The organism is Streptomyces sp. NPDC033270 (genome assembly GCF_055576575.1).
In genome coordinates, this window is the sequence record NZ_JBVIRA010000005.1 from 1 (window position 1) to 23634 (window position 23634).

Here is a 23634-nt window from a genome sequence, read left to right on the forward strand (position 1 = left end):
CTCTTGGGCCCCTGAGCGACCGTCCGTTTCTGCCGGATCTCGAAGTCCATCGCACCCCTTGTGCTGGGGTGTTGCAACGACCACTAGAACCTAAGCCAAGGGCTGCCGGGGCTCCACTGTGCTGTCACTTCACGGACGCCGGCTGTCAGCCGCCGAACGGTCCGCCGAAGAAGCCGCCACCGTCGTCGCCGCCGTCACCGCCACCACCGACGGTGGTCAGCGTCACGGCGGCGGACTTGGGGTCGGACGGCGTCTGCGGCTGCGGGTCCTGGGAGATCACACGGGCGTTGTCGTCCTGTGAACTGCCCGGAGCGAACTGGATGTTGGTGAATCCGGCCTGCTGCAGCGCCTGCTTGGCTTCCTTGAGCTTCTTGCCCCGAACGTCCGGCATGGGCGTCTGCGCCGCTGCCTTGCCGATCGTGAGGGTGACCGTGGAGCCGTTCTTGGCGTCGGTGCCTCCGTCAGGCGTCTGCGTGAGCACCTTGCCGACCTGGTTCGGGTCGGGGGTCTCCTGCTCGGACTTGCTGACGGTGAAGCCCAGATCGGTCAGCTGCTTCTCGGCCGCCGCGGCGTCCTGCCCCACGACCGGCGGGACCCTCGTCTTCGGGCTCGCCTGGGCGACGAACAGCGTGATCTTCGCGTTCTTGGAGGCCTCGGTCTGAGGATCGGGGTCCTGGTCGATGACGGTGCCCGGCTTACCCTCGTCGGTGACCTTCGTCTCCTGCGTGACGTCCTTGAAGCCCTTGCTGGTGAGCATCGAGCTGGCCTTGGCGAACGTGTAGCCCGTCACGTCGGGAACGGTGACCTTCACACCCCCCGAGCACAAGGTGACCGTGACCGTCTCGCCCTTGCCGATGTCGCCGCCCGCGGTCGGCGACTGCTCGGTGACCTGGCCCTTCTTGACGTTGTCGCAGGCCTTGCGGCCGCCCAGGGCGACCTTGAAGCCGCCGTTGACCCCGAAGTCCTTGGCGTCCGACAGGGACTTCCCGACGAGGTTGGGCACCGTCGTCTGGGTGCTCTGGTTGCCGCTCTTGAACATCGCCTTGCCGATGAAGATCGCACCGACCAGGACGAGCACCGCCGCGAGCACCAGCAGGATCGTCGAGGTGTGGCTCTTCTTCTGGCCGCCGCCGCGTCGCCGGTCGCCACGCTCCTCATAGCCGTAGCCGCCGTCGTCCGGGCTCATCGGCGGGAGCATGGAGGTCTGACCCGCCGGATCCTGCGGACGCAGCATCGTGGTCGGCTGGTCCTGGTCGTAGCCGGCCGCGCCCATGGCGGAGGTCGCCGCGACCGGCTGGCCCTCCAGCGCCGCCTCGATGTCGGCGCGCATCTCGTCGGCCGACTGATAGCGGTAGTCCGGGTCCTTGACCAGCGCCTTCAGGACGATGGCGTCCATCTCCGGCGTGATTTCGGGGTCGAAGTTGCTCGGCTTCTGCGGCTCCTCGCGGACATGCTGGTAGGCCACCGCGACCGGCGAGTCGCCGATGAACGGCGGCCGGACCGTGAGCAGCTCGTAGAGCAGACAGCCGGTGGAGTACAGGTCGGAGCGGGCGTCGACCTGCTCGCCCTTGGCCTGCTCGGGCGAGAGGTACTGCGCGGTGCCGATGACCGCCGCGGTCTGCGTCATCGTCATCCCGGCATCGCCCATCGCACGGGCGATACCGAAGTCCATGACCTTGACCTGGCCGGTGCGCGTCAGCATGACGTTGGCCGGCTTGATGTCGCGGTGGACGATGCCGGCCCGGTGGGAGTACTCCAGCGCCTGGAGGACACCGGTGGTCATCTCCAGCGAACGCTCGGGCAGCAGCTTCCGCCCGGAGTGCAGCAGCTCACGCAGGGTGGAGCCGTCCACGTACTCCATGACGATGTACGGGATCGAGACCCCGTCGACATAGTCCTCGCCGGTGTCGTAGACCGCGACGATCGACGGATGGTTCAGCGAGGCGGCCGACTGGGCCTCACGGCGGAACCGGGCCTGGAAGGACGGGTCACGAGCGAGATCCACCCGCAGCGTCTTCACAGCCACGGTGCGGCCCAGGCGGGTGTCATGCGCGAGGTACACCTCGGCCATGCCACCGCGGCCGAGCACCGAGCCCAGCTCGTACCGGCCGCCGAGGCGACGCGGCTCTTCCATAAGCTTCTCCAGCCCTCTCCGTCAGTCCCGACCGCACCGGTGTGTGGTCCGGCGGTGTGCTGTCCGGGCTACCGTACCCGGCACGCCACTTCGGATCGGGTCAGAGCCGCAACCTGATATATGACCGGTATGGGCATGACCCGAGTCACTTCTCGCCTTCGAGTACCGCCTCCATGACGCGCTTCGCGACCGGCGCGGCGAGCTTGCCACCGGCGATGTCGTCGCGGAGGGTGTCGGATCCCTCGATGACGACGGCGACCGCGACGGGGGTGCCCTTGTCGGTCTTCGCGTAGGAGATGAACCAGGCGTACGGGTTGTCCTTGTTGTTCTCGCCGTGCTGCGCCGTACCGGTCTTACCGCCGACTGTGACGTCCGGGATCTGGGCGTTGGTTCCCGTGCCCTCCTTGACCACGGTCTCCATGATGCTCTGGATCTTCTGCGCGTTCTCCGGCGAGAGCGGCCGGTTCATCTCCTGCGGCGTGTGCTGCTGGACCACGTTGAGGTTCGGCGCGACCAGCTGCTCGACCATGTACGGCTTCATCAGCTTGCCGCCGTTGGCGACCGCCGAGGCGACCATGGCCATCTGCAGCGGGGTGGCGCGGTTGGAGGCCTGGCCGATGCCCGCCATGGCGTTCTGCGGCCGGTTGTCCGTGGGGAAGATGCTCTCCGCGGCGCGGACCGGAGTGTCGATCTTCGCGTTGTTGAAGCCGAACTTCTCCGCCTCGGCCTTCATCTTCTTGTTGCCGAGATCCGCGCTGATCTTGCCGAACACCGTGTTGCAGGACACCCGCAGCGCCTCCCGCAGGCTGGCGTTCTCGCAGGGGATGTTGCCCTCGTTCTTCAGCTGGAGGCCGGCCGTGTCGGGCAGCGTGTAGGGCAGCGGCGAATCGGTCTTGGCGTCGACGTCGGTGTACAGGCCGTTCTCCAGGGCCGCCGCGGCCGTGACGACCTTGAAGGTCGAGCCCGGCGGGTAGGTCTGGCGCAGCGCCCGGTTGAGCATCGGCTCGTCGGCGTTGTTCTTCTTCTGCAGCCCGAGGTAGGCCTTGGCGTCCTTGTCGCTCATCCCGGCGAAGGTGGACGGGTCGTACGACGGGGTGCTGGCCAGCGCCAGGATCGCGCCGGTCTCCGGGTTGATCGCGGCGACCGCGCCCTTCTGGTCGCCCAGGCCGGCGAAGGCCGCCTTCTGCGCCTTGGCGTTCAGGGTGGTCACCACGTCACCGCCCTTCTGCTTGCTGCCGGTGAACATGTCGACCGTGCGGCTGAAGAAGAGCCTGTCGTCGGTGCCGGTGAGGATGCCGTCGTTGAGCTTTTCGAGCTGGTTGGCGTCGAAGGCCTGCGAGGCGTAGCCGGTGACCGGCGCCCACATCTTGCCGTTCTTGTACGTGCGCTTGTACTTGAAGTCACCGCTGTCGGTGGTCGTGGAGCCGGTGACCGCCTTGCCGTCGACGATGATGTTGCCGCGCGGCGTGCTGTAGCGCTCGATGGCCACCCGCCGGTTGTGCGGATCGTTCTTGAGCTCGTCGCCCTTGACGAACTGCACCCAGTTGACGCGGACGAGCAGGGCGAGGACGAGCAGGCCGCAGAAGATCGCGACCCGGCGCAGAGGCTTGTTCACGGGCGGACCACCTGGGTCATCTCGGCGTCGGTGGACGGGGCGGGGGCCGGTGCCGGGCGGCGCGCGGTGTCGCTGATCCGCAGCAGGATCCCCACCAGCGCCCAGTTGGCGATCACGGAGGAGCCACCCTGGGCGAGGAACGGCATCGTCATACCCGTCAGCGGGATCAGGCCCGTCACACCACCGGCGACGACAAAGACCTGCAGCGCGAACGCGCCGGAGAGGCCGACGGCCAGCAGCTTGCCGAACGGGTCGCGGGCGGCCAGCGCGGTACGGATACCGCGCTCGATCAGCAGGCCGTACAGCAGCAGGATGGCCATCAGCCCGGCCAGCCCGACCTCCTCGCCGACGGTGGCGAGGATGTAGTCGCTCTTCGGCGCGATGCCCAGGATCAGGCGGGAGTAGCCCTGCCCCAGGCCGGAGCCCAGGATGCCGCCGGAGCCGAAGGAGTACATGGCCTGTGCGGTCTCGGTGACACCGCCGTTGAGCAGCTCCAGCGGGTTGAGCCAGTTGTGCACACGCGTCTGGACGTGCGACTCGAACGACGCCACCGCGACCGCGCCGCCGGCGCTGAGCAGCAGGCCGAACACGATCCAGCTGGTCCGCTCGGTCGCGACGTACAGCATCACGACGAACAGGCCGAAGAACAGCAGCGAGGTACCCAGGTCGGTCTCGAAGACCAGGATCATCAGGCTCAGCGCCCAGATGACCAGGATCGGGCCGAGGTCGCGGCCGCGCGGGAGGTAGAGCCCCATGAAGCGGCGGCTGGCCAGCGCCAGTGCGTCCCGCTTCACCATCAGGTAGCCGGCGAAGAAGATCGCGATGATGATCTTCGCGAACTCGCCGGGCTGCAGCGAGCCGAGGCCGGGGATCGTGATCCAGATCTTCGCGCCGTTCACGCCGGGGAAGAACATCGGCGCGACCAGCAGCACCAGCGCGACCACCATCGAGATGTAGGTGTAGCGCTGCAGGACGCGGTGGTCCTTGAGGAAGATCAGGATGCCGAGGAACAGCGCCACCCCGAGGGTGGACCACATCAGCTGGTTGGGCGCCATCGCCTTGCCCAGCGAGGGCTCCTGGTCGAGCCGCCAGATGAAGACCAGCCCCAGGCCGTTGAGCAGGGTGGCGATGGGCAGCATCAGCGGGTCGGCGTACGGCGCCCACTTGCGGACGACGAGGTGGGTGACGCCCGCCAGCAGACCGAGGCCCAGGCCGTAGCCCAGCACGCCGGCCGGCACCGTACCGTCCTTCGCCAGTCCGACGTTGATGTACGCGAACACGGGAATCAGCACCGCGAAGACCAGCATGGCCAGCTCGGTGTTGCGGCGGCTCGGGGCTCCGATGGTGCCGATGGTGGTGGTGTTGGTGGTACTGCTCATGAGATGTCCGGCCCCCTACGCCCTCACTGCTGGGTGCTGCAATTCTTTTCCAGCTTCAGCTGCTCCTCGGAGGGGGCCTGGCTGGGAGTGGGTGTGGGAGTCGGGGTCACGGTCGCCGCGAGGGTACCGGCCGCGCCCGCCTTGTCGGTGGAACCGGGCTTGGCCGTCGGCGTCCCCGGCTTGGTGGGCGTCCCGGGCTTGGCGGGCGTGCCCGTCTGACCCTTGCCCTTGTTGCGGGCCGCCTCGCGCTCGGCGGCCTCCCGCTGCTCCTTGCCGCGGCAGGCGTTGGCCTGCTTGCTCAGCTCGGTGACCTTCGCGGCGGCCTGGGAACGGCTGTCGACCGGGATGGTCTCCCTGACCTGGTTGCGCTGGTACAGCGGCAGGTACTTGAGTTCGATCTCGGGGTGGTCCTCGTCCACGTCGTTGAGCTTGATCCACGCGAGGTCCTGGCTGATACCCCGGTAGAGCGCGACGTGGCCGTTCTTGGTGCCGACGAAGTACTGGGTCTGCGTCCAGCGGTAGCCCGCGTACAGACCGCCGCCGACGACGGCCAGGGCGAGCGCGATGAACAGGGACCGCTTGATCCATCTGCCGCGCTTGGGCTTGACGAAGTCCTCGTCCATGAACGCGCCGAAGGAGCCCTGCGGCGGACCGCCGACCTCGGGGCCACCGCTTCCGGGCGGGCCGAAGGCGCCTCCGGGGGCGGCCGGCTGGCCTCCGGGCCGGCCGAGCTCGGCGGCCCGGGCGGCGGGCGTCTGCATCGTGCTGGGGTCGCTCAGCTGGTGCTGGTTCTCCGCGACGGCGCCCACGATCACCGGGGTGTCGTTGAGCTGCCCGGCCATCGACTCGTTGCCGTCCACGTCCAGGACGTCGGCGACGATGCAGGTGATGTTGTCGGGGCCGCCGCCGCGCAGCGCGAGCTGGATCAGCTCCTGCACCGTCTCGTGCGGCCCGTGGTAGCTGGCGAGGGTCTCTTCCAGCGTCTGGTGGCTGACGACGCCGGACAGCCCGTCCGAGCAGATCAGATACCGGTCGCCGGCCCGCACCTCGCGGATCGACAGGTCCGGCTCGACGTGATCGCCGCTGCCCAGCGCCCGCATCAGCAGCGAACGCTGCGGATGGGTGGTGGCCTCTTCCTCGGTGATCCGGCCCTCGTCGACTAGCCGCTGCACCCAGGTGTGGTCCTGGGTGATCTGGGTCAGCACGCCGTCGCGCAGCAGATACGCGCGGGAGTCGCCGACGTGGACGAGCCCGAGCCGCTGCCCGGTCCACAGCAGGGCGGTCAGGGTCGTGCCCATGCCCTCCAGCTGGGGGTCCTCCTCGACCATCACCCGCAGCTGGTCGTTGGCGCGCTGCACGGCGCTGCCGAGCGACGTCAGCAGGTCCGAGCCCGGAACGTCGTCGTCGAGCTGGACGAGCGTGGAGATCACCTCGGAGGAGGCGACCTCGCCGGCGGCCTGGCCGCCCATGCCGTCGGCGATGGCGAGCAGGCGCGGCCCGGCGTAGCCGGAGTCTTCGTTGCCCTCGCGGATCATGCCCTTGTGCGATCCGGCGGCGAAGCGCAGTGACAGACTCATGCGCACCTCACCCGTCGGCTCGGGGTACAGCCGGTCTCGTCGAGCCACACTGCCCACCCTCCGGTCGGGAGCACGCCCGGGTCCGCCGAGTGGACCGCCGCGGCTCGCTCGCTGCGCTCGCTCATTGTCGTACTACTTCCGCAGCTCGATGACGGTCTTGCCGATGCGGATCGGGGCTCCCAGCGGAATCGGTGTCGGGGTCGTCAGTCGGGTCCGGTCCAGGTACGTGCCGTTGGTGGAACCGAGGTCCTCGACGATCCACTGGCCGTCACGGTCCGGGTAGATCCTGGCATGCCTGCTGGACGCGTAGTCGTCGTCCAGCACGATCGTGGAGTCGTGCGCACGGCCCAGGGAGATCGTCTGGCCTTGGAGGGCGACGGTGGTGCCGGTCAGCGAGCCTTCGGAGACCACCAGCTTCGTGGGGGCTCCGCGGCGCTGGCGGTTGTTTCCGCGGCCGCCTTCCTGGCGGCGCGGCTGCTGCGGGGGCGCGGCAGCCTGGCGCTGCGTACGCGCATCCGGCCCGCCGCGCCGGGCGGCACCGCGCTGTGTGACGCGCGTGCCGAACAGATCGCTGCGGATGACCTGTACGGCCACGATGACGAACAGCCACAGTACGGCGAGGAAACCCAACCGCATGACCGTGAGGGTCAGCTCTGACATTGCCCCCGCTTCACCCTTCGGCTTGCCGGTAAACGATGGTGGTACTGCCCACGACAATCCGCGAGCCGTCGCGGAGATTAGCGCGAGTGGTGTGCTGCCCGTCTACCACGATGCCGTTCGTGGAACCCAGATCCTGGATCGTGGGGGGCGTTCCGACCCGGATCTCACAGTGACGCCGGGAGACACCCGGGTCGTCGATCCGTACGTCAGCGTCGGTGCTGCGGCCCAGCACGAGAGTGGGGCGCGAGATCTGGTGGCGGGTGCCGTTGATCTCGATCCAGCGCCTGGTCTGTGCGTAGGGCTGCGGTCCTGCACCGGGCGGTGCCGTACGGGGTACGGGCTGTGCGCCGCCGGGAGGCGGGGACGCGGGCATGGGAGGCGGGCTCACATGGCCGCCGCGGGGCACCGCGGGGGCACGATGGGCCGCCGCCGGGCTCGGCTGGTCCTGGGACGAGCTGGAGGCGAGCGTACGGCTGCGGACGCGGTACAGGCCGGTGTCGAGATCGTCGGCCTTCTCCAGATGGACCTTGATCGGCCCCATGAAGGTGTAGCGCTGCTGCTTGGCGTAGTCGCGGACCATGCCGGCGAGCTCGTCGCCGAGCTGGCCGGAGTAGGGGCTGAGGCGCTCGTAGTCCGGCGCGCTCAGCTCCACGATGAAGTCGTTGGGGACGACGGTGCGGTCGCGGTTCCAGATGGTGGCGTTGTTGTCGCACTCGCGCTGCAGGGCGCCGGCGATCTCAACGGGCTGCACCTCTGACTTGAACACCTTGGCGAAGGTGCCGTTGACGAGACCTTCGAGACGCTGCTCGAAACGCTTCAGTACTCCCACGGGGCACCTCCTTCCTCAGCCTTCGTCGGGGTCGTCCTGATCGGGTCGTCCTGATACTGCTTACTGATCGTATCCACGCGTCGGGAAATCGGCTGGTTCCCCTTTCCCGCCTTGAGGACGAGTGTCGCCCCTCACAGGGTTGCCCGGTGCTTGCTTGCTCCTTGCCCACTGCTTGTGCACTGCGATCGTAGATGTGCCCCGAAGACAGTGTCCCGCAACCGCCGACCACCCCTGCCGGGCGGGGGCCGGAGCCGGACCCCGTGCGGCACGGGCCGTTCCGGCCGCCTCCGGGGTGGCCCGGGTGGGACGCGTTCCGGTTGCGGCTACCGCGAGTGTGACCCCTCGGGGTGGCACTCGGCGAATGCCCGAGGCGAGCAGGGTGCCACCCCGGCCCGGGTGCCCGGAGGAAACGCATGTGAACCCACCCCTGCCAGCGTGCTAATGTTCTGGATGTCGGAAGGCGCTCGCACAAGACCCGGACGGAACACCCCGGATCACGTGAGAGAATCAAACGACAGCACCCATGCGCGGGTGGCGGAATAGGCAGACGCGCTGGATTCAGGTTCCAGTGCCCGAAAGGGCGTGGGGGTTCAACTCCCCCCTCGCGCACAGATGAGACCCCCGGTCTCCGGAGAAATCCGGAGACCGGGGGTTTCTTGTTGTCTTCGTCACGCTGTTGGGTATGTCACGGGCTTTGGCGGGGCGGGGCGGGGCGGGGACGGGCCGAGTCCGGGCAGGGCGCGGGTGGGCGCGGGTGGGCGCGAGCGGGTGTGGGCGGGCTGGGGCGCTCGGGCGGGGCGCTTGAGGGTTACATCGCTTTCGCGGGGTGTTGGCCTTTTTCTGTGCGGTTCCTTCTCTTTGCGTGGTTCATCTTTCTTCTCGCCAGCTGCCTACTTTGTCTAATTCATACCTTTCACTCCTTTCGTTCATTCCTTCTTCCTAGGGGGCCACCCCGTCTTTGTTTCCTCTGTCACCTTCCTTGCCTACGTGGCCTTTGTGATGCTCTCTGCCGGCTTCGCGATCTCGGTTACGGCCGTGCGGAAGGCGCGGACGCGGGCCGTTTCCCGCTCGGTGTGGTGGACGAGCCCCAGGACGGAGTCCGGCAGGCCGGTGACGGGGACGAAGGCGATGTCGCGGCGGCCGTGGTAGTCGGCGGTGGGGCGGCACAGCAGCATCCCGCCGCGGTCGGCCGCGGTGAGGGTGAGGCCCTCCTGCAGGGTGCTGACCCTGGGGCCGGCGGGTATCGGGCGGCCCTGAGGGGTGGCGGCCGGGGCGTGGGCCGCGCGCCAGTAGGAGGGCGCCGGGTCGCTCGGGGAGATCAGGGCGACGCCGGCGAGATCCTCGGCGGTGATCGTGGCGCGGGCCGCCAGCGCGTGGCGTACGGACACCGCGAGGGTCTGCTGCTGGGCGGAGAAGACCGGGCCGAGGGTGAGATCGGGCTCGGCCATGGGCAGCAGCGTGACGGCGACGTCGACGGTGCCGCTGCGCAGCGCGCCGAAGGGGTCGCAGAGCGGGATCTCGACGATCTGGGTGGCGCAGGCCGGGTGACGGCGGTGGAAGGCGTCGATGGCCCGCATGATGCGGTCGTCCGCGGTGCCCTGGAAGCCGATCGTCAGCCGGCCCTCGATCCCGCGGGCGGCGCTGCGGGCACGCTCCACAGTGGCGCGCAGTGCGTCGTAGGCGGGGCGCAGCGACATACGGAACTCCTCGCCGAGCGGAGTCAGGTGGACCCGTCGACTGGTGCGGTCCACCAGGCGGGCGCCGATCCGGGACTCCAGGGCCCGCAGGAGCTGGCTGACGCGGCTCTGCGACACATACAGCCGCTCGGCGGTGCGGCCGAAGTGCAGCTCCTCGGACAGGACGAGGAAGCACTCCAGCTCGCGGAGTTCGAGCCCGGGGGCGGGGCGGTGGGCGGTGGTGGTCGTGGCCGATGGGCCGCTGCCGCGCATGGGGTCCTTCGTGGGTCGTTCGTGAGGTGGTGGCCGGTGGCATGGCCCTAGGGATCGATGCGTCCTGCTCGTAGGCGGATCGATCCGTCCTGCTCATAGAAGGGTGAGGAGTTGGCCGTTGTTCCCCGGCGGGTGCGGGCGTTGGCTGGGGACATGACGAACGGTGAGGGTGGGACGGCGGTCCGCGGACGTGAACCAGGTGGACAGTCGGGGGAGTTGGCGGGAGTACGGGGCGGTGGCTGGCCGGCGGTGGGGGCGCTGGCGGCGGCGACGTTCACCGTGGTGACGTCGGAGATGCTGCCGGTGGGGCTGCTGACACCGATCGGCCGGGAGCTGCGTGTCTCGGACGGCACGGCGGGGCTGACCCTGACCGTGACGGGCCTGGTCGCGGCGGTGGCCGCGCCGGTGCTGACGTTGCTTTTGGGGCGGCGGGACCGGCGGGCGGTGCTGGCCGCCCTGATGGGCACGCTGGCGGTGGCGAACCTGGCCGCGGCGTATGCGCCGAATGCCGTGGTGCTGCTGGCGGCACGGGTGCTGGTGGGGCTGGGGATGGGCGGGGTGTGGGCGATCGCCGCGGGGCTCGCGGTGCGGCTGGTGCGCGGCAGACGGGTCCCGGCGGCCACCTCCCTGATCTTCAGCGGGGTCGCGGCGGCGTCGGTGCTGGGGGTGCCGGCCGGCACGTTCCTGGGTGAACTGGGCGGCTGGCGCAGCGCGTTCGTGGCGATGTCCGTGGTCTGCGGCGCGGTGGCGGTCGCCCTGGCCGTACTGCTGCCGCCGCTGCCGGAGGACCGGGCGGTCCGGCTGGACGGCGTGCTCCGGCTGTTGCGCGGCGCTTCTGTGCGAACCGGGCTGCTGCTGGTGGCGCTCCTGGTGACGGGCCACTTCGCGGCGTACACCTATGTGCGGCCGGTCCTGGAGCAGGTGGCCGGTGCGCAGGCGGACCAGATCGGCACGCTGCTGCTGGCCTTCGGTCTGGCGGGCCTGGCGGGCAACTTCGCCGCCGGCGCCGGTGCGGCGCGCGCACCCCGGGCGGGGCTGCTGGCGATCTGCGGGGTGCTCGCGGGCGCGGTGCTGCTGGTGCCCCTGCTGGGGCGCGGCGCCGGGGTGCCGGGAGCGGCCGTCCTGGTGGCCGTATGGGGTCTGGCCTACGGGGGTGTGTCCGTCAGCACCCAGACCTGGCTGATGGCCGCCGCGCCGGGGGCCCGGGAGGCGGCGTCCGCGCTGTTCGTGGCGGTGTTCAACGGGGCCATCGCGCTGGGCGCCCTCCTCGGGGGCCGGGCCGCGGACGGCTGGGGCGTGGTGGGAGTGATGTGGATGGGCGGTGTGCTGGCGGTGGGGGCGCTGGTGACGGTGGGGTTGGGGAGGGAGCCGGGGAAGTAGGTGGGGCGGGGGGCGGAGGGGAGCGGCTGTTGGGTATCTGCCTCGGGCCCCGTGGGCGGGTGGTGCGGCAGAGGAAGTGGGCGCGGGCCCGAGGGCGTTGGCCAGGTGGGGCGGTGTGGCCGGTGCCCCCGGGGCGGGCGCGGGTGGTGGGTCTCAGGCGGCGAGGCGCTCGGCCAGGGCCTTGGCCTTGGCGGCCGCGTCCTGGTGGGCCTTGTCCCGGGAGGTCTCGTACAGGGGCACCAGGTCGGCCATCGCCGGGTTGCGGGGGGCCATGGTGAGCTCGGGGACGATGAAGTCGACGTCGAGGCCCATGCCGCCGTTCAGGACGGCCTCAAGGTAGTTCTGGACGTACTCGAAGGACTCTCGGGGCGTGCCCGGTGCGTACGAACCGCCGCGGCTGGCCACGACGGTGACCGGGGTGCCCTTGGCGGACGGCGTCTCGCCCGCCGTGCGGCCCATGATGATCACCTGGTCGAGCCACGCCTTGAGCGTCGAGGGGATCGTGAAGTTGTACATCGGTGCGGCGATCACGACCGCGTCGGCCTTCTCCAGCTCCTCGATGAGCTCGACCCGCAGCGCGAAGGCGGCCTGCTGCTCGGGGGTGTGGGTGGCCGGGTCGGAGAAGGCGGCGGAGGCGGCGACGCCGTCGAGGTGCGGCAGCGGGTCGATGGCCAGGTCGCGGTGGATGACCGTGCCGTCGGGGTGCTGCTCCTCCCAGGCCTTGCGGAAGGCCGCGGTGACGGAGCGGGAGGCGGAGCCGCCCTCGGGGAAGAGGGAGGAGTCGATGAGCAGAAGCGTGGCCATGGGAATCGGTCCTTCGGTTCGCGGCCGGACGGGGCGCGGCCGCTGGTTGAATTCCGTACGTCCCTAGTAATAACACAGGAGCTTACTTTTCTGCAGCAGCAAACGGGAAGGCGGTACTCTGGGTGTATGGCGGACCACGGCGAGGCGATGTGCAGGCAGGTCGACGACGGCATGGCGCGCGTCTTCGAGCTGTTCGGGAAGCGCTGGACGGGGCTGATCGTCGCCACTCTGATGCCGGGCCCGGTGCACTTCGCCGACCTGCGGCGGGCCATCCCCGGGATCAGTGAGCGGATGCTCTCCGACCGCCTCATGGAGCTGGCGGCGACCGGTCTGCTGGTTCGCGAGGTGGACGCGGGACCGCCGCTGCGCGTCTCGTACCGGCTGACGGAGGCCGGTCTGGCGATGGAGCCCGCGCTGAAGGAGCTGGGGCGCTGGGCGGAGACGTACCTCGCCGACGGGGGGCGGTGTCCGGAGCGGTTCCGGAAGTAGCCGGACGGAGGGAGCGGGTGGGCGACGCCGCCCCGGGGTGAGAGGGCTGCCCGGCTTCCGGGGTCCTACCCGAGCTGCTCCTGCGCGGCGTTGTAGCGCCGCAGGTACGTCGCGAAGCGGTCGAGGTCGGCCTCGTCCCAGTCGGCCAGCCGCTGATGGAACGCCTGGCGGCGGCTGGCGGTGACGTTGGCGAGCACCTGGGCGCCCTTCTCGGTGGGGTGGAGCACCTGGACGCGCTGGTCGTCCGGGTCGACGCGGCGCTCGACGAAGCCGAGTTTCTCCAGTGCGGCGATCTGCCGGCTGACCGTGGACTTGTCCAGGAAGTAGTGCGCCGCGAGGTCCGTGGCGCGGCATCCGTGCTGGTCGTCGAGGTGTGCCAGCAGGGTGTAGGAGACCAGTGACAGCTCGGGGTGCATCCGGGCGGCGGTCGCGCGGGCTCGTCGGGCGAACGCGGTCATCTCCTGCTGGATGGTCTCGACGGAGTCATCGCGGTGGGGCACGGTTTGCCTTTCCTAGAGGTGGTTGTATAGTACAACGTAATTGAGAGTTGTATTTGCCAACTAGATGGGTCGGTAGCCGGTGACGACGGCGCCACTGGGGGCGACGGCGGACATCTAGTGGCGACAGCCGAGCCGACGAGCTGAGAAGGCCTGCCCATGAGTACGGTCCGACGTCCCGACCACCGAAGCGAACGACACGGCGGCCACCGTTCCGCACGCCCCGCCCACTCCACCGGGCTGCGCCATGTCCTGACGCACCTGATCACCCCGCTGCTGATGTGCATCGGCATGGGGCTGGCGTACCTGGGCGCGTTCGCGAACCCCGCGCCGCACGACCTGCCCGTGGCGGTCGTCGGATCGAGCCGGAGCGCTCAGCTGCTCGCTCAGTCGATCAACGACAGGGCGCATGGCGAGCTGGAGGTGCGGACCGTCGGCAACCGGTCGGCGGCGGTCGAGCAGCTCAAGCACCAGGACATCTTCGGCGCGTACGTGATCGACGCGACGGCGCAGGGCGCGAAGGCGCGGGATGCGAGGTCGCAGGGCGCGAGTTCGCATGGTGCCAAGGCGCATGGTGCTAGGGACGCTTCGACGGATGCCGTAGGGGGTGCGGCGGCGGCAGCGGCGGGCCCGGCCGGGCCGGCGCCCGAGTTGCTGGTGGCGACCGCCGGGTCCGACACCAGCGCCTCCGTGGTGCAGAAGATCTTCACTCCCCTTGCCGCGCAGCAGGGCGCCCCGCTGAAGGTCACCGACGTGGCGCCGACCGCCGAGGACGACCCCACCGGCCAGGGCGTCTTCTTCCTCCTGGTCGCGATCAGCATCGGCTCGTACGCCTCGGTCGCGGTGATCGGCGGCGCCGGAGCCGTGCTGCCGCTCCGACTCCGGGCGGCGCTGGCGATCGGCACGTCCTTCGTGGTCAGCCTCATCGGCGCGGCGTTCGCGGGCCCCGTGTTCCACCTCGTCGACCACGGCCTGTGGGGTGTGTGGGGCATGGCGTGGCTCTACTCCGCCGGCATCCTGCTGATCGGCACCGGCCTGCACACCTTCCTCAAGCGCTGGACGACGCTCGGGGTGATGGCCCTCTTCGTGATGCTCAACTTCACCTCCTCCGGCGGGATTTTCCGCCCCGAGATGCAGAACGGCTTCTTTGCGGCCCTGCACTCCTTCTGGAACGGCGCGGGCTTCGTGGAGGGCACCCGCAGCCATGTCTACTTCGACGGCTACGGCCTGTCCGGACACCTCTGGACGCTGGTGTGGTGGCTGGTCGTCGGCGTGCTGATGGTCGGTGCGGCGGCGCTGGCCGAGAAGCGGCGGCGCGCAGCGGAGGCGGAGACGGCCGCCAATGCGGCGGCGGTGGCGGCCGCCGCGGTGGCCGCCACCGTGCCGCCGCGGCAGCCGAAGGGGGCTGAGGGGGCTAAGGGGGCTGGGGACGAGGATCTGGAGGAGGAACTGGAGGAGGCGGTGGGGGTTTAGCGGGTGGTGGTTGGTGGTCGGTGGTCTGCGGCCGGTGGTCGGTGTGGTGACTGGCGCTGCGATTGCCATGGCGGTTGCTGCCGTTGCGACTGCGGCTTGGCTGGAACTGCGGCTTGGGCTGGAACTGCGGCCGGGGTGCTGGGAGTCCTGGTCCCTGGCGCCGCCGGATAGTTATCCACAGGCTGTGCGGGCTTCGACGAAGTGTCGGTAACGTCGTTGCTCGTCGGCACGCCGGAACCACTCGGCGGGCCGACAAGTACGCAAGACACGAAAGACGCAGGTCGTGAAGGGGGAGGTGGCCCGCCATGTCGCGTGTGCCGTACGTACCGGGGTTCGCGAGGGCGGACACGCAGGGGCCTTCGGGGCCGTCGCCCAAGGCCGCCGGCCGGGCGCTGCGGGAGCGCCTGCCCCGTTCCGAGCAGGGCGCGCTCTCGATCGCGGCCGGGCGGCCGGATCCGGTCATGGCCGTCGAGGCGTCCAACGCCGGGCGACTGCCCGAGCTGACGCCGATAAGGGTCGGCCGGATGGCTGCCAGTCCCCTCGCCTTCCTCCGCGGCTCTGCGGGCCTGATGGCGTACGACCTGACGAATGGTCCCGTGACCGGCATCGGCGCACAGATCTGCGGGGACGCGCACGCAGCCAACTTCGGTCTCTACGGCGATGCCCGCGGCGGTCTCGTCATCGACCTCAACGACTTCGACGAGACCGTGTACGGGCCGTGGGAGTGGGACGTGAAACGGCTGGCGACGTCAGTGGTGTTGGCAGGCCGCGAGGCGGGCGCCAGCGAGGACGACTGCCGTAAGGCGGCGCAGGACACGGTGGGTGCGTATCGGCGCACCATGCGGCTGCTGGCCAAGCTGCCGGTGACCGAGGCGTGGAACGCCATCGCCGACGAGGAGTTGGTCTCGCACACCGACGCCCGGGATCTGCTGGGGACGTTGGAGCGGGTGTCGGCCAAGGCCCGCAAGAACACCAGCGCGCGGTTCGCGGCGAAGGCCACGGAGCGGACGGCGGACGGTGGACGGCGGTTCGTGGACGCGCCGCCGGTGCTGCGGCGGGTGCCGGATGCGGAAGCCGCCGCGGTGGCCGCGTCCCTCACCGCCTATCTGGAGACGCTGCCCGATGACCGGCTGCCGCTGCTGTCCCGGTACGCGGTGCACGATGTGGCCTTCCGCGTGGTCGGCACGGGCAGTGTGGGCCTGCGGTCGTATGTGGTGCTGCTGCTGGATCACCGGGGCGAGCCGCTGGTGCTGCAGGTGAAGGAGGCGCGCGCCTCGGTGCTGGCACCGTATGTGGAGAAGGCCGGTTTCCCCATGCCGTCGGCGATACACGAGGGGCGCCGGGTGGTGCTCGGGCAGCGCAGGATGCAGGTCGTCAGCGACATCCTGCTGGGCTGGACGACGGTGCAGGACATAGCGGCGACGCCCGGCCGGGGCGGGGCGGCGGCCGGCACCGGTCGCCCGGAAGAAGGGTTCCTGGACGGACTCCCCTTCCAGGTCCGGCAGTTCAGAAACCGCAAGGGCAGCGTGGACCCGGCGCAGCTGTCCGGCGACCAGATGGACGACTACGCCCGGATGACCGGCGCCCTCCTGGCCCGAGCCCACGCGCACAGTGCCGACCCGCGTCTGTTGGCCGGCTACTGCGGCAAGAGCGAGGAGCTGGACGAGGCGGTGGCACGGTTCGCCGTCTCCTACGCGGACCGTACGGAAGCGGACCATGCAGCCTTGACCGCCGCGGTGAAGACCGGCCGGATCGCGGCTGAGCTGGGGGTGTGAGGCCCGGAGGCCGTCAGCAGACGTGCCTGAGACGCCGGCAGGCCTGTCGTGACTGTCGTGTCTGTCATGCACGTCGTGTCTGTCTTGCCTGTCGTGCGTGCCGGGCTGGTTCGGCCGGGGGGCGGGCGGGCTCGGGCGGTTGACCGGCTGGCGGGGTTGGCCAGCTGGCGCGGTTGGCCGGCTGGGGAGGCTGGCTGGGCTGGGGAGGTTGGCGGCGGCGGTGGTGGTGGGTGGGGGGAGGGGCCCTGGGGCCCCGGGGGGGGGGGAGGGCAGGGGGAAGGTCCAGAAGCAGCGAAGCGGACCGGCGGTCGTGAGGGCGTCGGAGGTACCCCCGGCATGGTGTGGAGGTGCCAGCCCCAGCGCGGGGGTGGAGGTGCTGGCCCAGCGTGGGGGTGGAGGTGCCGGCCCCGGCGTGGGGGTGGAGGTGCCAGCCCGTGCCAGCCCCAGCGTGGGGGGGGAGGCGCCTGCCCGTGCCAGCCCCGGCATGAGGGTGAGGTGCCAAGCCTGTGCCAGCCCCGGCATGGGGTGGAGGTGCCAGCCCCGGCATGGGCCGTACGCTGACCGGGTGACGAACTCGCACGCGGAGAACGCGCAGGACGGCCAGCCCCAAGCGGACGCCCCGGGCACATCGGGCGCCCAGGGTGGTTCGCAGGCACCCGACGCCCGCGGCGGTGGGCAGGATGCCCAGGTCGGGTACGGCGGCGGCTCGGAAGATCAGGTCGCGGGCTCGGGTGAGCCAGGGGCGGCCCAGGACGCTGAGGCCGCTTCGCCCGCCGGGCCGGCCGGGGCCGGCGACGAGCCCGCCGTTGAGGTGGGTACCGCACCGGGTGCCGCATCGGGTGCCGCACCGAGCGGCGAGCCGGGCGTCGACGCCGGTCGGCAGGCCGCTCAGGACGAGGCGACCCGGCGGCTGGCGAAGGCGGTGCTGGCCGCGGAACAGGCGCTGATCGAGTTCGAGATCGCCGTGGAGACCTTCCGGGTCGAGGTGGAGAACTTCTCCCGCCTGCACCACCAGCGGCTCGGCCCCATGTACGCGCGGCTGGACGAGCTGGACGCGCAGATCGCCGAGGCCGTGGCAGCGCGTACGGGCGACCCCGAGGACATCCGTAAGGCGCGGGAGGCACGGGCCTCGGTGCTGCCGATGCCGGAGGTGGAGGAGCTGTTCCACGGCTGGATGGGGTCGGAGGGACTGTTCCCGGAGGCGCAGGCGATGCTCACCGAGCGTTCGGTGCGGCCGCCGGAGAAGGTGCGGCCCAGCGAGGGGGCTCGCAAGGTCTACCGCGACCTGGTGCGCAAGGCCCACCCGGACCTGGCACGGAACGAGGCGGAGCGGGCACGCCGCGACGCGTTCATCGCGCGCGTCAACCTGGCGTACGGCCAGGGCGACGAGGCGGCGCTGCGGGAACTCGCGCGGGAGTGGGAGGCCGGTCCCGCACCGGTCGAGGAGCGGCTCAGCGAGAGCGAGGAGCTCTACGCCCGGCTGGAGTGGCTGGCCGAGCGCAAGGAACTGCTGGCCGCCCTCGCCGCCGAGCTGGAGGACAGTGCGATCGGCTCGATGATCAAGATGGCGCCGGAGGACCCGGACGCGCTCCTGGACGAGATCGCCGAGAAGCTGCTCGCCGATGTCGCAGAACGCGAGGCGTACCTCGCGCAGCTCGTCGGGTAGCGTCGTGACCATGCAATTTGGTTCTGTACCCACGGTCGCTGTCGACACGCTTTCGTCCGGCGACTTCCTCCTGGACGTGCGTGAGGACGACGAGTGGGCGGCCGGGCACGCCGAGGGCGCGCTGCACATCCCGATGAGCGAGTTCGTCGCCCGCTACGGGGAACTGACCGAGGCGGCGCCCGAGGGCGGCAAGGTGTATGTCCTGTGCCGGGTCGGCGGGCGTTCCGCGCAGGTGGCGCAGTATCTGCTCCAGCAGGGCATTGACGCGGTGAATGTCGCGGGCGGTATGCAGGCCTGGGAAGCCGCCGGCCGTCCGGTGTCGGACGGCAAGGGTGGCTCGGGGACGGTCATCTAGCCCGCCTTTCTAGCGCGCTTTGTAGTCGGGTCTTGTGGCCGGGTCTTGCGAGGGCAGTCGCCGGGTCCACTGGTCCGCCGGTTCGACGGCCTGCCCGTCGCTGACTTCCGTCTGCCGGTTTCCCGGGGGGCCTGCCCGTCGGTACTTCAAGGCATGCTCCGCCTCAGCCCAGCGGATGCGATGCCAGCAGGTTGCCGAGGGCTTCCTCGTGGGCGGCGGCCGGGCCTAGGGAGAGTTCGAGCTGTTTGGCCCAGGCGTGGTAGCGGTGCAGGGGGTAGTCGGTGTCCGCGCCGAAGCCGCCGTGCAGATGCTGGGCGGTCTGGACGACGCGGCGCACGCCTTCGGAGGCCCAGATCTTGGCGACCGCGACGTCTCCGGCGACCGGTAGCGGGCCGGGGGCGTCGGTGGTGATGCGCCAGGCGGCCTGCCAGAGTGTGGCCTCCATGGCGCGCAGGTCGATGAAGCGGTCGGCGGCCTGCACGGCGACGGCCTGGAAGGTGGCCACCGGGAACCCGAACTGTTCGCGCTTGCCGGTGTAGTCGCCGGTCATCGCCAGTACGCGTTCGCCGAGGCCCAGGGCGAGTGCGCAGGTGCCGGTGGTCAGGACGTGGCGCAGCGACTTCCAGGCGGCGGGGTCGCTGATCATCTCGTGGGCGCTGATACGCACGGAATCCAGCCGGACCTCGGCATGGCGCTCTCCGCTGGTGGAGATCTGGTCGTCGAGTGTGACGCCGGGGCGGGTGCGGGCGACGAGGGCGAGGACGGCGTGGCCGTCGGTGGTGTGGGCGGGGAGCAGGATCCGGTCCGCGGTGTGCCCCCAGGGGACGGCGGTCTGGGTGCCGTCGAGGATCCAGTCGGCTCCCTCCCGGCGGGCGGTCACGGCGAGCTCGGCCGGCTCGTGGCCGGTGCGCCCGGCGGAGGCGACGGTCACGACCAGGTCCCCGGCGGCGATGGGGGGCAGCACCTCGGTACGCAGCTCGTCGGTGGCGTAGTGCTGGAGGGTGAGTGCCGCGGCGCTGGACTCCAGCAGTGGGACCCGTGCCAGGACCTTGGCCGACTCGCGCAGGACGAGGCAGAGTGCGATCGCGTCGAGGCCCGCCCCGCCGTGCTCGGGCGCGATCGGCAGGCTCAGCAGGTCGGCGTCGGCGAGCTGGCGCCACAGGGTGCGGTCGAAATCGTCGGCGACCGCACCCGCGGTGAGCGCGGGGCTGGGCACGCCGTCGGGTGCGACCCCCGAGAAGACGGCCGTCGCCGCTTCGACGGCGGCCTGCTGCTCCTCGGTGAAGGTGAAGTCCACTGGTCTGTCCTCCCGCGCGGCGCCTCGATCTGACGAAGCGTCAAGGTAGAACAGGTTGCAGGAATTGGGAATGGCGAGAGCGGTCAAAGGCGCGGGGCTACGAGCGGGTTGGGGTGTGGCGTGCGCTCGGGACACCGCGTCGGGCGCTACCGGTCGAAGTCCAGCTCGACCTTCTCCGTGACCGGATGGGACTGGCAGGCCAGAACGTAACCGGCGTCGACCTCGTCCGATTCCAGGGCGAAGTTGCGGTCCATGCGGATCTCGCCCGAGACCAGAAAGGCCCGGCAGGTGCCGCAGACCCCGCCCTTGCAGGCGTAGGGGGCGTCCGCGCGGTTGCGGAGCACCGCGTCGAGCAGGGGCTCGCCGTCGTGGACCGGCCAGGTGCCGGAGCGGCCGTCGAGGGTGGCGGTGACGGTGCTGTGCGCGGGGGTGGCGGCGGCCGGGCCGGCCGGGGCGCCGTTGTCTATGTGGAAGATCTCCTCGTGGATGCGGGATCGGGGCACATCGAGGGAGCGCAGGGCGCGCTCGGCCCCTTGGACCAGGCCGTACGGGCCGCAGAGGTACCAGCCGTCGACGGAGTCGATCTTCAGGAGGGCGGGCAGGAGGGAGCGCAGCCGGGCCTCGTCCAGGCGACCGGACGGCAGGCCGGCCTGTTGCTCTTCGCGGGAGAGGGTGTGGATGAGCTGGAAGCGCTGGGGATAGCGGTCCTTGAGGTCGGCCACTTCCTCCAGGAACATCGTCGAGGCCGCCGTGCGGTCGCTGCGCAGCAGACAGAAGCGGGCGTCCGGCTGCTGGGCCAGCAGTGTCGCGGCGATGGAGAGCACGGGCGTGATGCCGCTGCCGCCGACGATTCCGACGAAGTGGCCGGGGCGTGGTGCGAGGGTGAACCGCCCGGCCGGGGCCATGACGTCCACCGTGTCGCCGACCGCCAGCTCCTTGAGGGCGTAGGTCGAGAAGGCGCCGTCCTCGACGAGGCGGATGCCCACGCGCAGCACGGGCTCGTCGGTGGCGGGGGTGCAGATGGAGTACGTACGGCGGATCTCCTGGCCGTCGACCGTTCTGCGCAGCGCGATGTGCTGCCCGGGGGTGTGCCGGAACGTCGTGCGCAGCTCGGGCGGGACCGCGAAGGTGACGGCCACCGCGTCGTCCGTGAGCCGCTCGATCTCCCGGACCTGGAGCGGGTGGAACATCACAACTCCTTGAAGTGGTCGAAGGGTTCACGGCAGGACTCGCAGCGGCGCAGTGCCTTGCACGCCGTGGAGGAGAACCGGCTCAGCAGGGTGGTGTCGGTCGATCCGCAGTGCGGACAGCGGATCGTGAGGTCGACGCTGACCGGTCCGCCGGCCGGGCCCGTGGGGCGCGGTGGGGCGATGCCGAATTCGGCCAGCTTCCGGCGGCCCTCGGCGGTGATCGCGTCGGTGGTCCACGGTGGGCTGAGGACCGTGCGGACCTCGACCTCGGGTATGCCGTGGTCGTGCAGTACGCGTTCTATGTCGGCGGACATCGCCTCGATGGCGGGGCAGCCGGTGTAGGTGGGCGTGAGCCGCACCTCGACGCGGTCGGGGGCCGTCAGCCGTACGTCGCGCAGTACGCCGAGCTCGGCGAGGGTGAGGACGGGCAGCTCGGGGTCGGGAACGGAGCCGGCGAGCGCCAGCAGTTCCTCTTCGAGGGCGGTGGTGGTCACCATGTCGCTCCCGGGTGGCTGCGGTGGAGGTGCTGCATCTCGGCGAGCAGTCGTCCGAACGGCTCGGTGTGCAGGCCCTGGCGGCCCGCGCCGGCCGTCCAGGCGCCGCGCTGGGGGCCTTCGGGGACGGCGAGGGTGGCCTGCCCGAGGGTGGTGGTGATGCGGGTCGTCCAGGCGTCATGGAGGGTCGGCCAGGGCACCGACTCCAGCCCTTCCACCGGTTCGAACATCTCGCCGGTGAACCGCCAGAGGGCGTCCAGGGCATTCTTCATCCGGGTGTGGCTCTCGTCGGTGCCGTCGCCCAGGCGCAGCGTCCACTGCTCGGCGTGGTCGCGGTGGTAGGCGACCTCCTTGACGGCCTTTGCGGCCAGCGGAGCCAACTCGCTTACGCCCTCGGCGAGTCGCTCGTACAGCAGCTCCTGGTAGGTGGAGAAGTAGAGCTGACGGGCGATGGTGTGGGCGAAGTCGCCGTTGGGCTGCTCGACCAGCTGGAGGTTGCGGAACTGCCGCTCCTCGCGCAGATACGCCAGCTCGTCCTCGTCGCCGGCCAGGGAGAGCAGCACCCGGGCCTGGCCGAGCAGGTCCAGCGCGATGTTGGCCAGTGCGACCTCCTCTTCCAGGACCGGGGCGTTGCCGGCCCACTCGCCCAGGCGGTGGGAGAGGATCAGGGCGTCGTCCCCGAGGGGCAGGGCCGGGGTGGCCGTGACGTTCATCAAAGGTGATGCACCCCGTCCGGGATCTCGTAGAAGGTCGGGTGGCGGTAGGGCTTGTCGCCGGCCGGTTCGAAGAAGGCGTCCTTCTCGTCCGGAGAGGAGGCGGTGATCTGCGCGGAAGGCACCACCCACAGGGAGACGCCCTCGGAGCGGCGGGTGTAGAGGTCGCGGGCGTTGCGCAGGGCCATTTCGGCGTCCGGCGCGTGGAGGCTGCCGGCGTGGGTGTGGGAGAGTCCGCGGCGGCTGCGTACGAAGACCTCCCACAGGGGCCAGTCCACCGGCGGGGCCATCGCTTGCCCGTCGGCTGCCGGGGTCTCGGTGGGGCGGTGTGTCGTCATCGGTCGGCCTTCCCGTGCTTGGCCGCGTGTGCGGCGGCGGCGTCGCGCACCCAGGCGCCTTCCTCATGAGCCTGTCGGCGGCGGGTTATCCGCTGTTCGTTGCAGGGGCCGTTGCCCTTGAGGACCTCCCGGAACTCGGCCCAGTCGATCGGGCCGAAGTCCCAGTGGCCGCGCTCTTCGTTCCACGTCAGGTCCGGGTCGGGGAGGGTGAGTCCGAGGGCCTCGGCCTGGGGGACGCAGATGTCGACGAAGCGCTGCCGCAGCTCGTCGTTGGAGTGCCGCTTGATCTTCCAGGCCATGGACTGCGCGGAGTGCGACGACTCGTCGTCCGGCGGGCCGAACATCATCAGGGACGGCCACCACCAGCGGTTCACCGCGTCCTGCGCCATGGCGTGCTGGGCCGGTGTGCCGCGGCTGAGGGCCAGCAGGAGTTCGTAGCCCTGTCGCTGATGGAAGGACTCCTCCTTGCAGATGCGGACCATCGCGCGGGCGTAGGGGCCGTAGGAGCATCGGCACAGCGGGACCTGGTTCGTGATCGCCGCGCCGTCCACCAGCCAGCCGATGGCTCCGACGTCGGCCCAGGTCAGGGTCGGGTAGTTGAAGATCGAGGAGTACTTCTGGCGGCCGGAGTGCAACTTGTCGAGCAGCTCGTCGCGGCCTGTGCCGAGGGTTTCGGCGGCGCTGTAGAGATATAGGCCGTGGCCGGCCTCGTCCTGCACCTTCGCCATCAGGATCGCCTTGCGGCGCAGCGACGGCGCCCGGGTGATCCAGTTGGCCTCCGGCTGCATGCCGATGATCTCGGAGTGGGCGTGTTGCGCAATCTGCCGCACGAGTGTCGAGCGGTAGGCGTCCGGCATCCAGTCCCGCGGCTCGATGCGCTCGTCCGCGGCCACGGTGGCCTCGAATGCGGCCTCGCGGGCCGTCTCCTCCGGCGCGATCGTCGTCATGTGGTGCCCCCTCGCTCCCGACCGACCGATCGTTCGGTTCAATGGTGAGTGGGCGGGCCGCGGGTGTCAAGCC

The 23634-nt window shown here is 70.6% G+C and carries 21 protein-coding genes and 1 tRNA gene; 7 read left to right on the top strand and 15 right to left on the bottom strand.

What is annotated here, in order from left to right:
• Positions 1 to 145 precede the first annotated feature (145 nt).
• The 6 genes from pknB to ACZ5XZ_RS09965 all read right to left on the bottom strand — a co-directional run bounded on the left by pknB (position 146) and on the right by ACZ5XZ_RS09965 (position 8194).
• Positions 146 to 2134, bottom strand: a complete 1989-nt coding sequence (gene pknB, locus ACZ5XZ_RS09940; RefSeq protein WP_468976001.1) for a Stk1 family PASTA domain-containing Ser/Thr kinase — start codon at positions 2132 to 2134, stop codon at positions 146 to 148.
• 145 nt (positions 2135 to 2279) lie between these two features.
• Positions 2280 to 3749 carry a peptidoglycan D,D-transpeptidase FtsI family protein gene (locus ACZ5XZ_RS09945; RefSeq protein WP_468976003.1) on the bottom strand — a complete coding sequence of 490 codons (1470 nt, stop codon included), beginning with the start codon at positions 3747 to 3749 and terminating at the stop codon, positions 2280 to 2282.
• The gene (locus ACZ5XZ_RS09950) at positions 3746 to 5128 is read right to left on the bottom strand and encodes an FtsW/RodA/SpoVE family cell cycle protein (RefSeq protein WP_468976006.1); all 1383 of its coding nucleotides are present in this window, start codon (positions 5126 to 5128) and stop codon (positions 3746 to 3748) included. The genes ACZ5XZ_RS09945 and ACZ5XZ_RS09950 overlap by 4 nt, the downstream gene beginning before the upstream one ends.
• A 23-nt stretch (positions 5129 to 5151) precedes the next feature.
• Positions 5152 to 6705: a PP2C family protein-serine/threonine phosphatase gene (locus ACZ5XZ_RS09955; RefSeq protein WP_468976008.1), complete on the bottom strand. Its 1554-nt coding sequence runs from the start codon at positions 6703 to 6705 to the stop codon at positions 5152 to 5154.
• Positions 6706 to 6837: 132 nt separating this feature from the next.
• On the bottom strand, positions 6838 to 7365 hold the full coding sequence (locus ACZ5XZ_RS09960; protein WP_468976011.1) for an FHA domain-containing protein FhaB/FipA: 528 nt from the start codon (positions 7363 to 7365) through the stop codon (positions 6838 to 6840).
• Positions 7366 to 7375: 10 nt separating this feature from the next.
• Complete coding sequence (locus ACZ5XZ_RS09965; RefSeq protein WP_468976013.1) at positions 7376 to 8194, bottom strand: FhaA domain-containing protein; 819 nt, start codon at positions 8192 to 8194, stop codon at positions 7376 to 7378.
• 525 nt (positions 8195 to 8719) lie between these two features.
• Between ACZ5XZ_RS09965 and ACZ5XZ_RS09970 the strand changes: the two genes are divergently transcribed.
• Positions 8720 to 8803 (top strand) — tRNA-Leu (locus tag ACZ5XZ_RS09970).
• Between the two features lie 374 nt (positions 8804 to 9177).
• Here ACZ5XZ_RS09970 and ACZ5XZ_RS09975 read toward each other — a convergent pair.
• Complete coding sequence (locus ACZ5XZ_RS09975) at positions 9178 to 10143, bottom strand: LysR family transcriptional regulator (RefSeq protein WP_468976016.1); 966 nt, start codon at positions 10141 to 10143, stop codon at positions 9178 to 9180.
• Positions 10144 to 10296: 153 nt separating this feature from the next.
• Here ACZ5XZ_RS09975 and ACZ5XZ_RS09980 point away from each other — a divergent pair, with 153 nt between their 5' ends.
• Complete coding sequence (locus ACZ5XZ_RS09980) at positions 10297 to 11523, top strand: MFS transporter (protein WP_468976018.1); 1227 nt, start codon at positions 10297 to 10299, stop codon at positions 11521 to 11523.
• 153 nt (positions 11524 to 11676) lie between these two features.
• On the opposite strand, the gene ACZ5XZ_RS09985 is transcribed toward ACZ5XZ_RS09980, so the two are convergent.
• Entirely contained in the window at positions 11677 to 12327 is a 651-nt protein-coding gene (locus ACZ5XZ_RS09985; RefSeq protein ID WP_468976021.1) for an FMN-dependent NADH-azoreductase, read from the bottom strand.
• Positions 12328 to 12453: 126 nt separating this feature from the next.
• On the opposite strand from ACZ5XZ_RS09985, the gene ACZ5XZ_RS09990 reads away from it, so the two are divergent.
• The gene (locus ACZ5XZ_RS09990; RefSeq protein ID WP_468976024.1) at positions 12454 to 12816 is read left to right on the top strand and encodes a winged helix-turn-helix transcriptional regulator; all 363 of its coding nucleotides are present in this window, start codon (positions 12454 to 12456) and stop codon (positions 12814 to 12816) included.
• A 65-nt stretch (positions 12817 to 12881) separates the two neighbouring features.
• On the opposite strand, the gene ACZ5XZ_RS09995 is transcribed toward ACZ5XZ_RS09990, so the two are convergent.
• Positions 12882 to 13316 carry a MarR family winged helix-turn-helix transcriptional regulator gene (locus ACZ5XZ_RS09995; protein WP_468976027.1) on the bottom strand — a complete coding sequence of 145 codons (435 nt, stop codon included), beginning with the start codon at positions 13314 to 13316 and terminating at the stop codon, positions 12882 to 12884.
• Between the two features lie 156 nt (positions 13317 to 13472).
• Here ACZ5XZ_RS09995 and ACZ5XZ_RS10000 point away from each other — a divergent pair, with 156 nt between their 5' ends.
• The 4 genes from ACZ5XZ_RS10000 to ACZ5XZ_RS10015 all read left to right on the top strand — a co-directional run bounded on the left by ACZ5XZ_RS10000 (position 13473) and on the right by ACZ5XZ_RS10015 (position 18582).
• Complete coding sequence (locus ACZ5XZ_RS10000) at positions 13473 to 14786, top strand: ABC transporter permease (RefSeq protein ID WP_468976030.1); 1314 nt, start codon at positions 13473 to 13475, stop codon at positions 14784 to 14786.
• Positions 14787 to 15091: 305 nt separating this feature from the next.
• Positions 15092 to 16561 (top strand): DUF2252 domain-containing protein, encoded by a 1470-nt coding sequence (locus ACZ5XZ_RS10005; protein WP_468976032.1) that lies wholly within the window; start codon positions 15092 to 15094, stop codon positions 16559 to 16561.
• A 565-nt stretch (positions 16562 to 17126) separates the two neighbouring features.
• On the top strand, positions 17127 to 18227 hold the full coding sequence (locus tag ACZ5XZ_RS10010) for a J domain-containing protein (protein WP_468976034.1): 1101 nt from the start codon (positions 17127 to 17129) through the stop codon (positions 18225 to 18227).
• Between the two features lie 10 nt (positions 18228 to 18237).
• On the top strand, positions 18238 to 18582 hold the full coding sequence (locus ACZ5XZ_RS10015; protein WP_468976036.1) for a rhodanese-like domain-containing protein: 345 nt from the start codon (positions 18238 to 18240) through the stop codon (positions 18580 to 18582).
• 163 nt (positions 18583 to 18745) lie between these two features.
• On the opposite strand, the gene ACZ5XZ_RS10020 is transcribed toward ACZ5XZ_RS10015, so the two are convergent.
• The 6 genes from ACZ5XZ_RS10020 to paaA form a co-directional block, all read right to left on the bottom strand.
• Positions 18746 to 19879, bottom strand: a complete 1134-nt coding sequence (locus tag ACZ5XZ_RS10020) for an acyl-CoA dehydrogenase family protein (RefSeq protein ID WP_468976039.1) — start codon at positions 19877 to 19879, stop codon at positions 18746 to 18748.
• 146 nt (positions 19880 to 20025) lie between these two features.
• Complete coding sequence (locus ACZ5XZ_RS10025) at positions 20026 to 21069, bottom strand: 2Fe-2S iron-sulfur cluster-binding protein (protein ID WP_468976041.1); 1044 nt, start codon at positions 21067 to 21069, stop codon at positions 20026 to 20028.
• Positions 21069 to 21566, bottom strand: coding sequence for a 1,2-phenylacetyl-CoA epoxidase subunit PaaD (paaD, locus tag ACZ5XZ_RS10030; protein ID WP_468976043.1), 498 nt, complete (start codon positions 21564 to 21566; stop codon positions 21069 to 21071). Before paaD ends, ACZ5XZ_RS10025 begins: the two co-directional genes overlap by 1 nt.
• Positions 21560 to 22276 (bottom strand): 1,2-phenylacetyl-CoA epoxidase subunit PaaC, encoded by a 717-nt coding sequence (gene paaC, locus ACZ5XZ_RS10035; protein WP_468976045.1) that lies wholly within the window; start codon positions 22274 to 22276, stop codon positions 21560 to 21562. The genes paaD and paaC overlap by 7 nt, the downstream gene beginning before the upstream one ends.
• Positions 22276 to 22566, bottom strand: a complete 291-nt coding sequence (paaB, locus tag ACZ5XZ_RS10040; RefSeq protein WP_468976601.1) for a 1,2-phenylacetyl-CoA epoxidase subunit PaaB — start codon at positions 22564 to 22566, stop codon at positions 22276 to 22278. Before paaB ends, paaC begins: the two co-directional genes overlap by 1 nt.
• Before the next feature lie 44 nt (positions 22567 to 22610).
• Positions 22611 to 23561: a 1,2-phenylacetyl-CoA epoxidase subunit PaaA gene (paaA, locus tag ACZ5XZ_RS10045; RefSeq protein ID WP_468976047.1), complete on the bottom strand. Its 951-nt coding sequence runs from the start codon at positions 23559 to 23561 to the stop codon at positions 22611 to 22613.
• Positions 23562 to 23634: the final 73 nt, after the last annotated feature.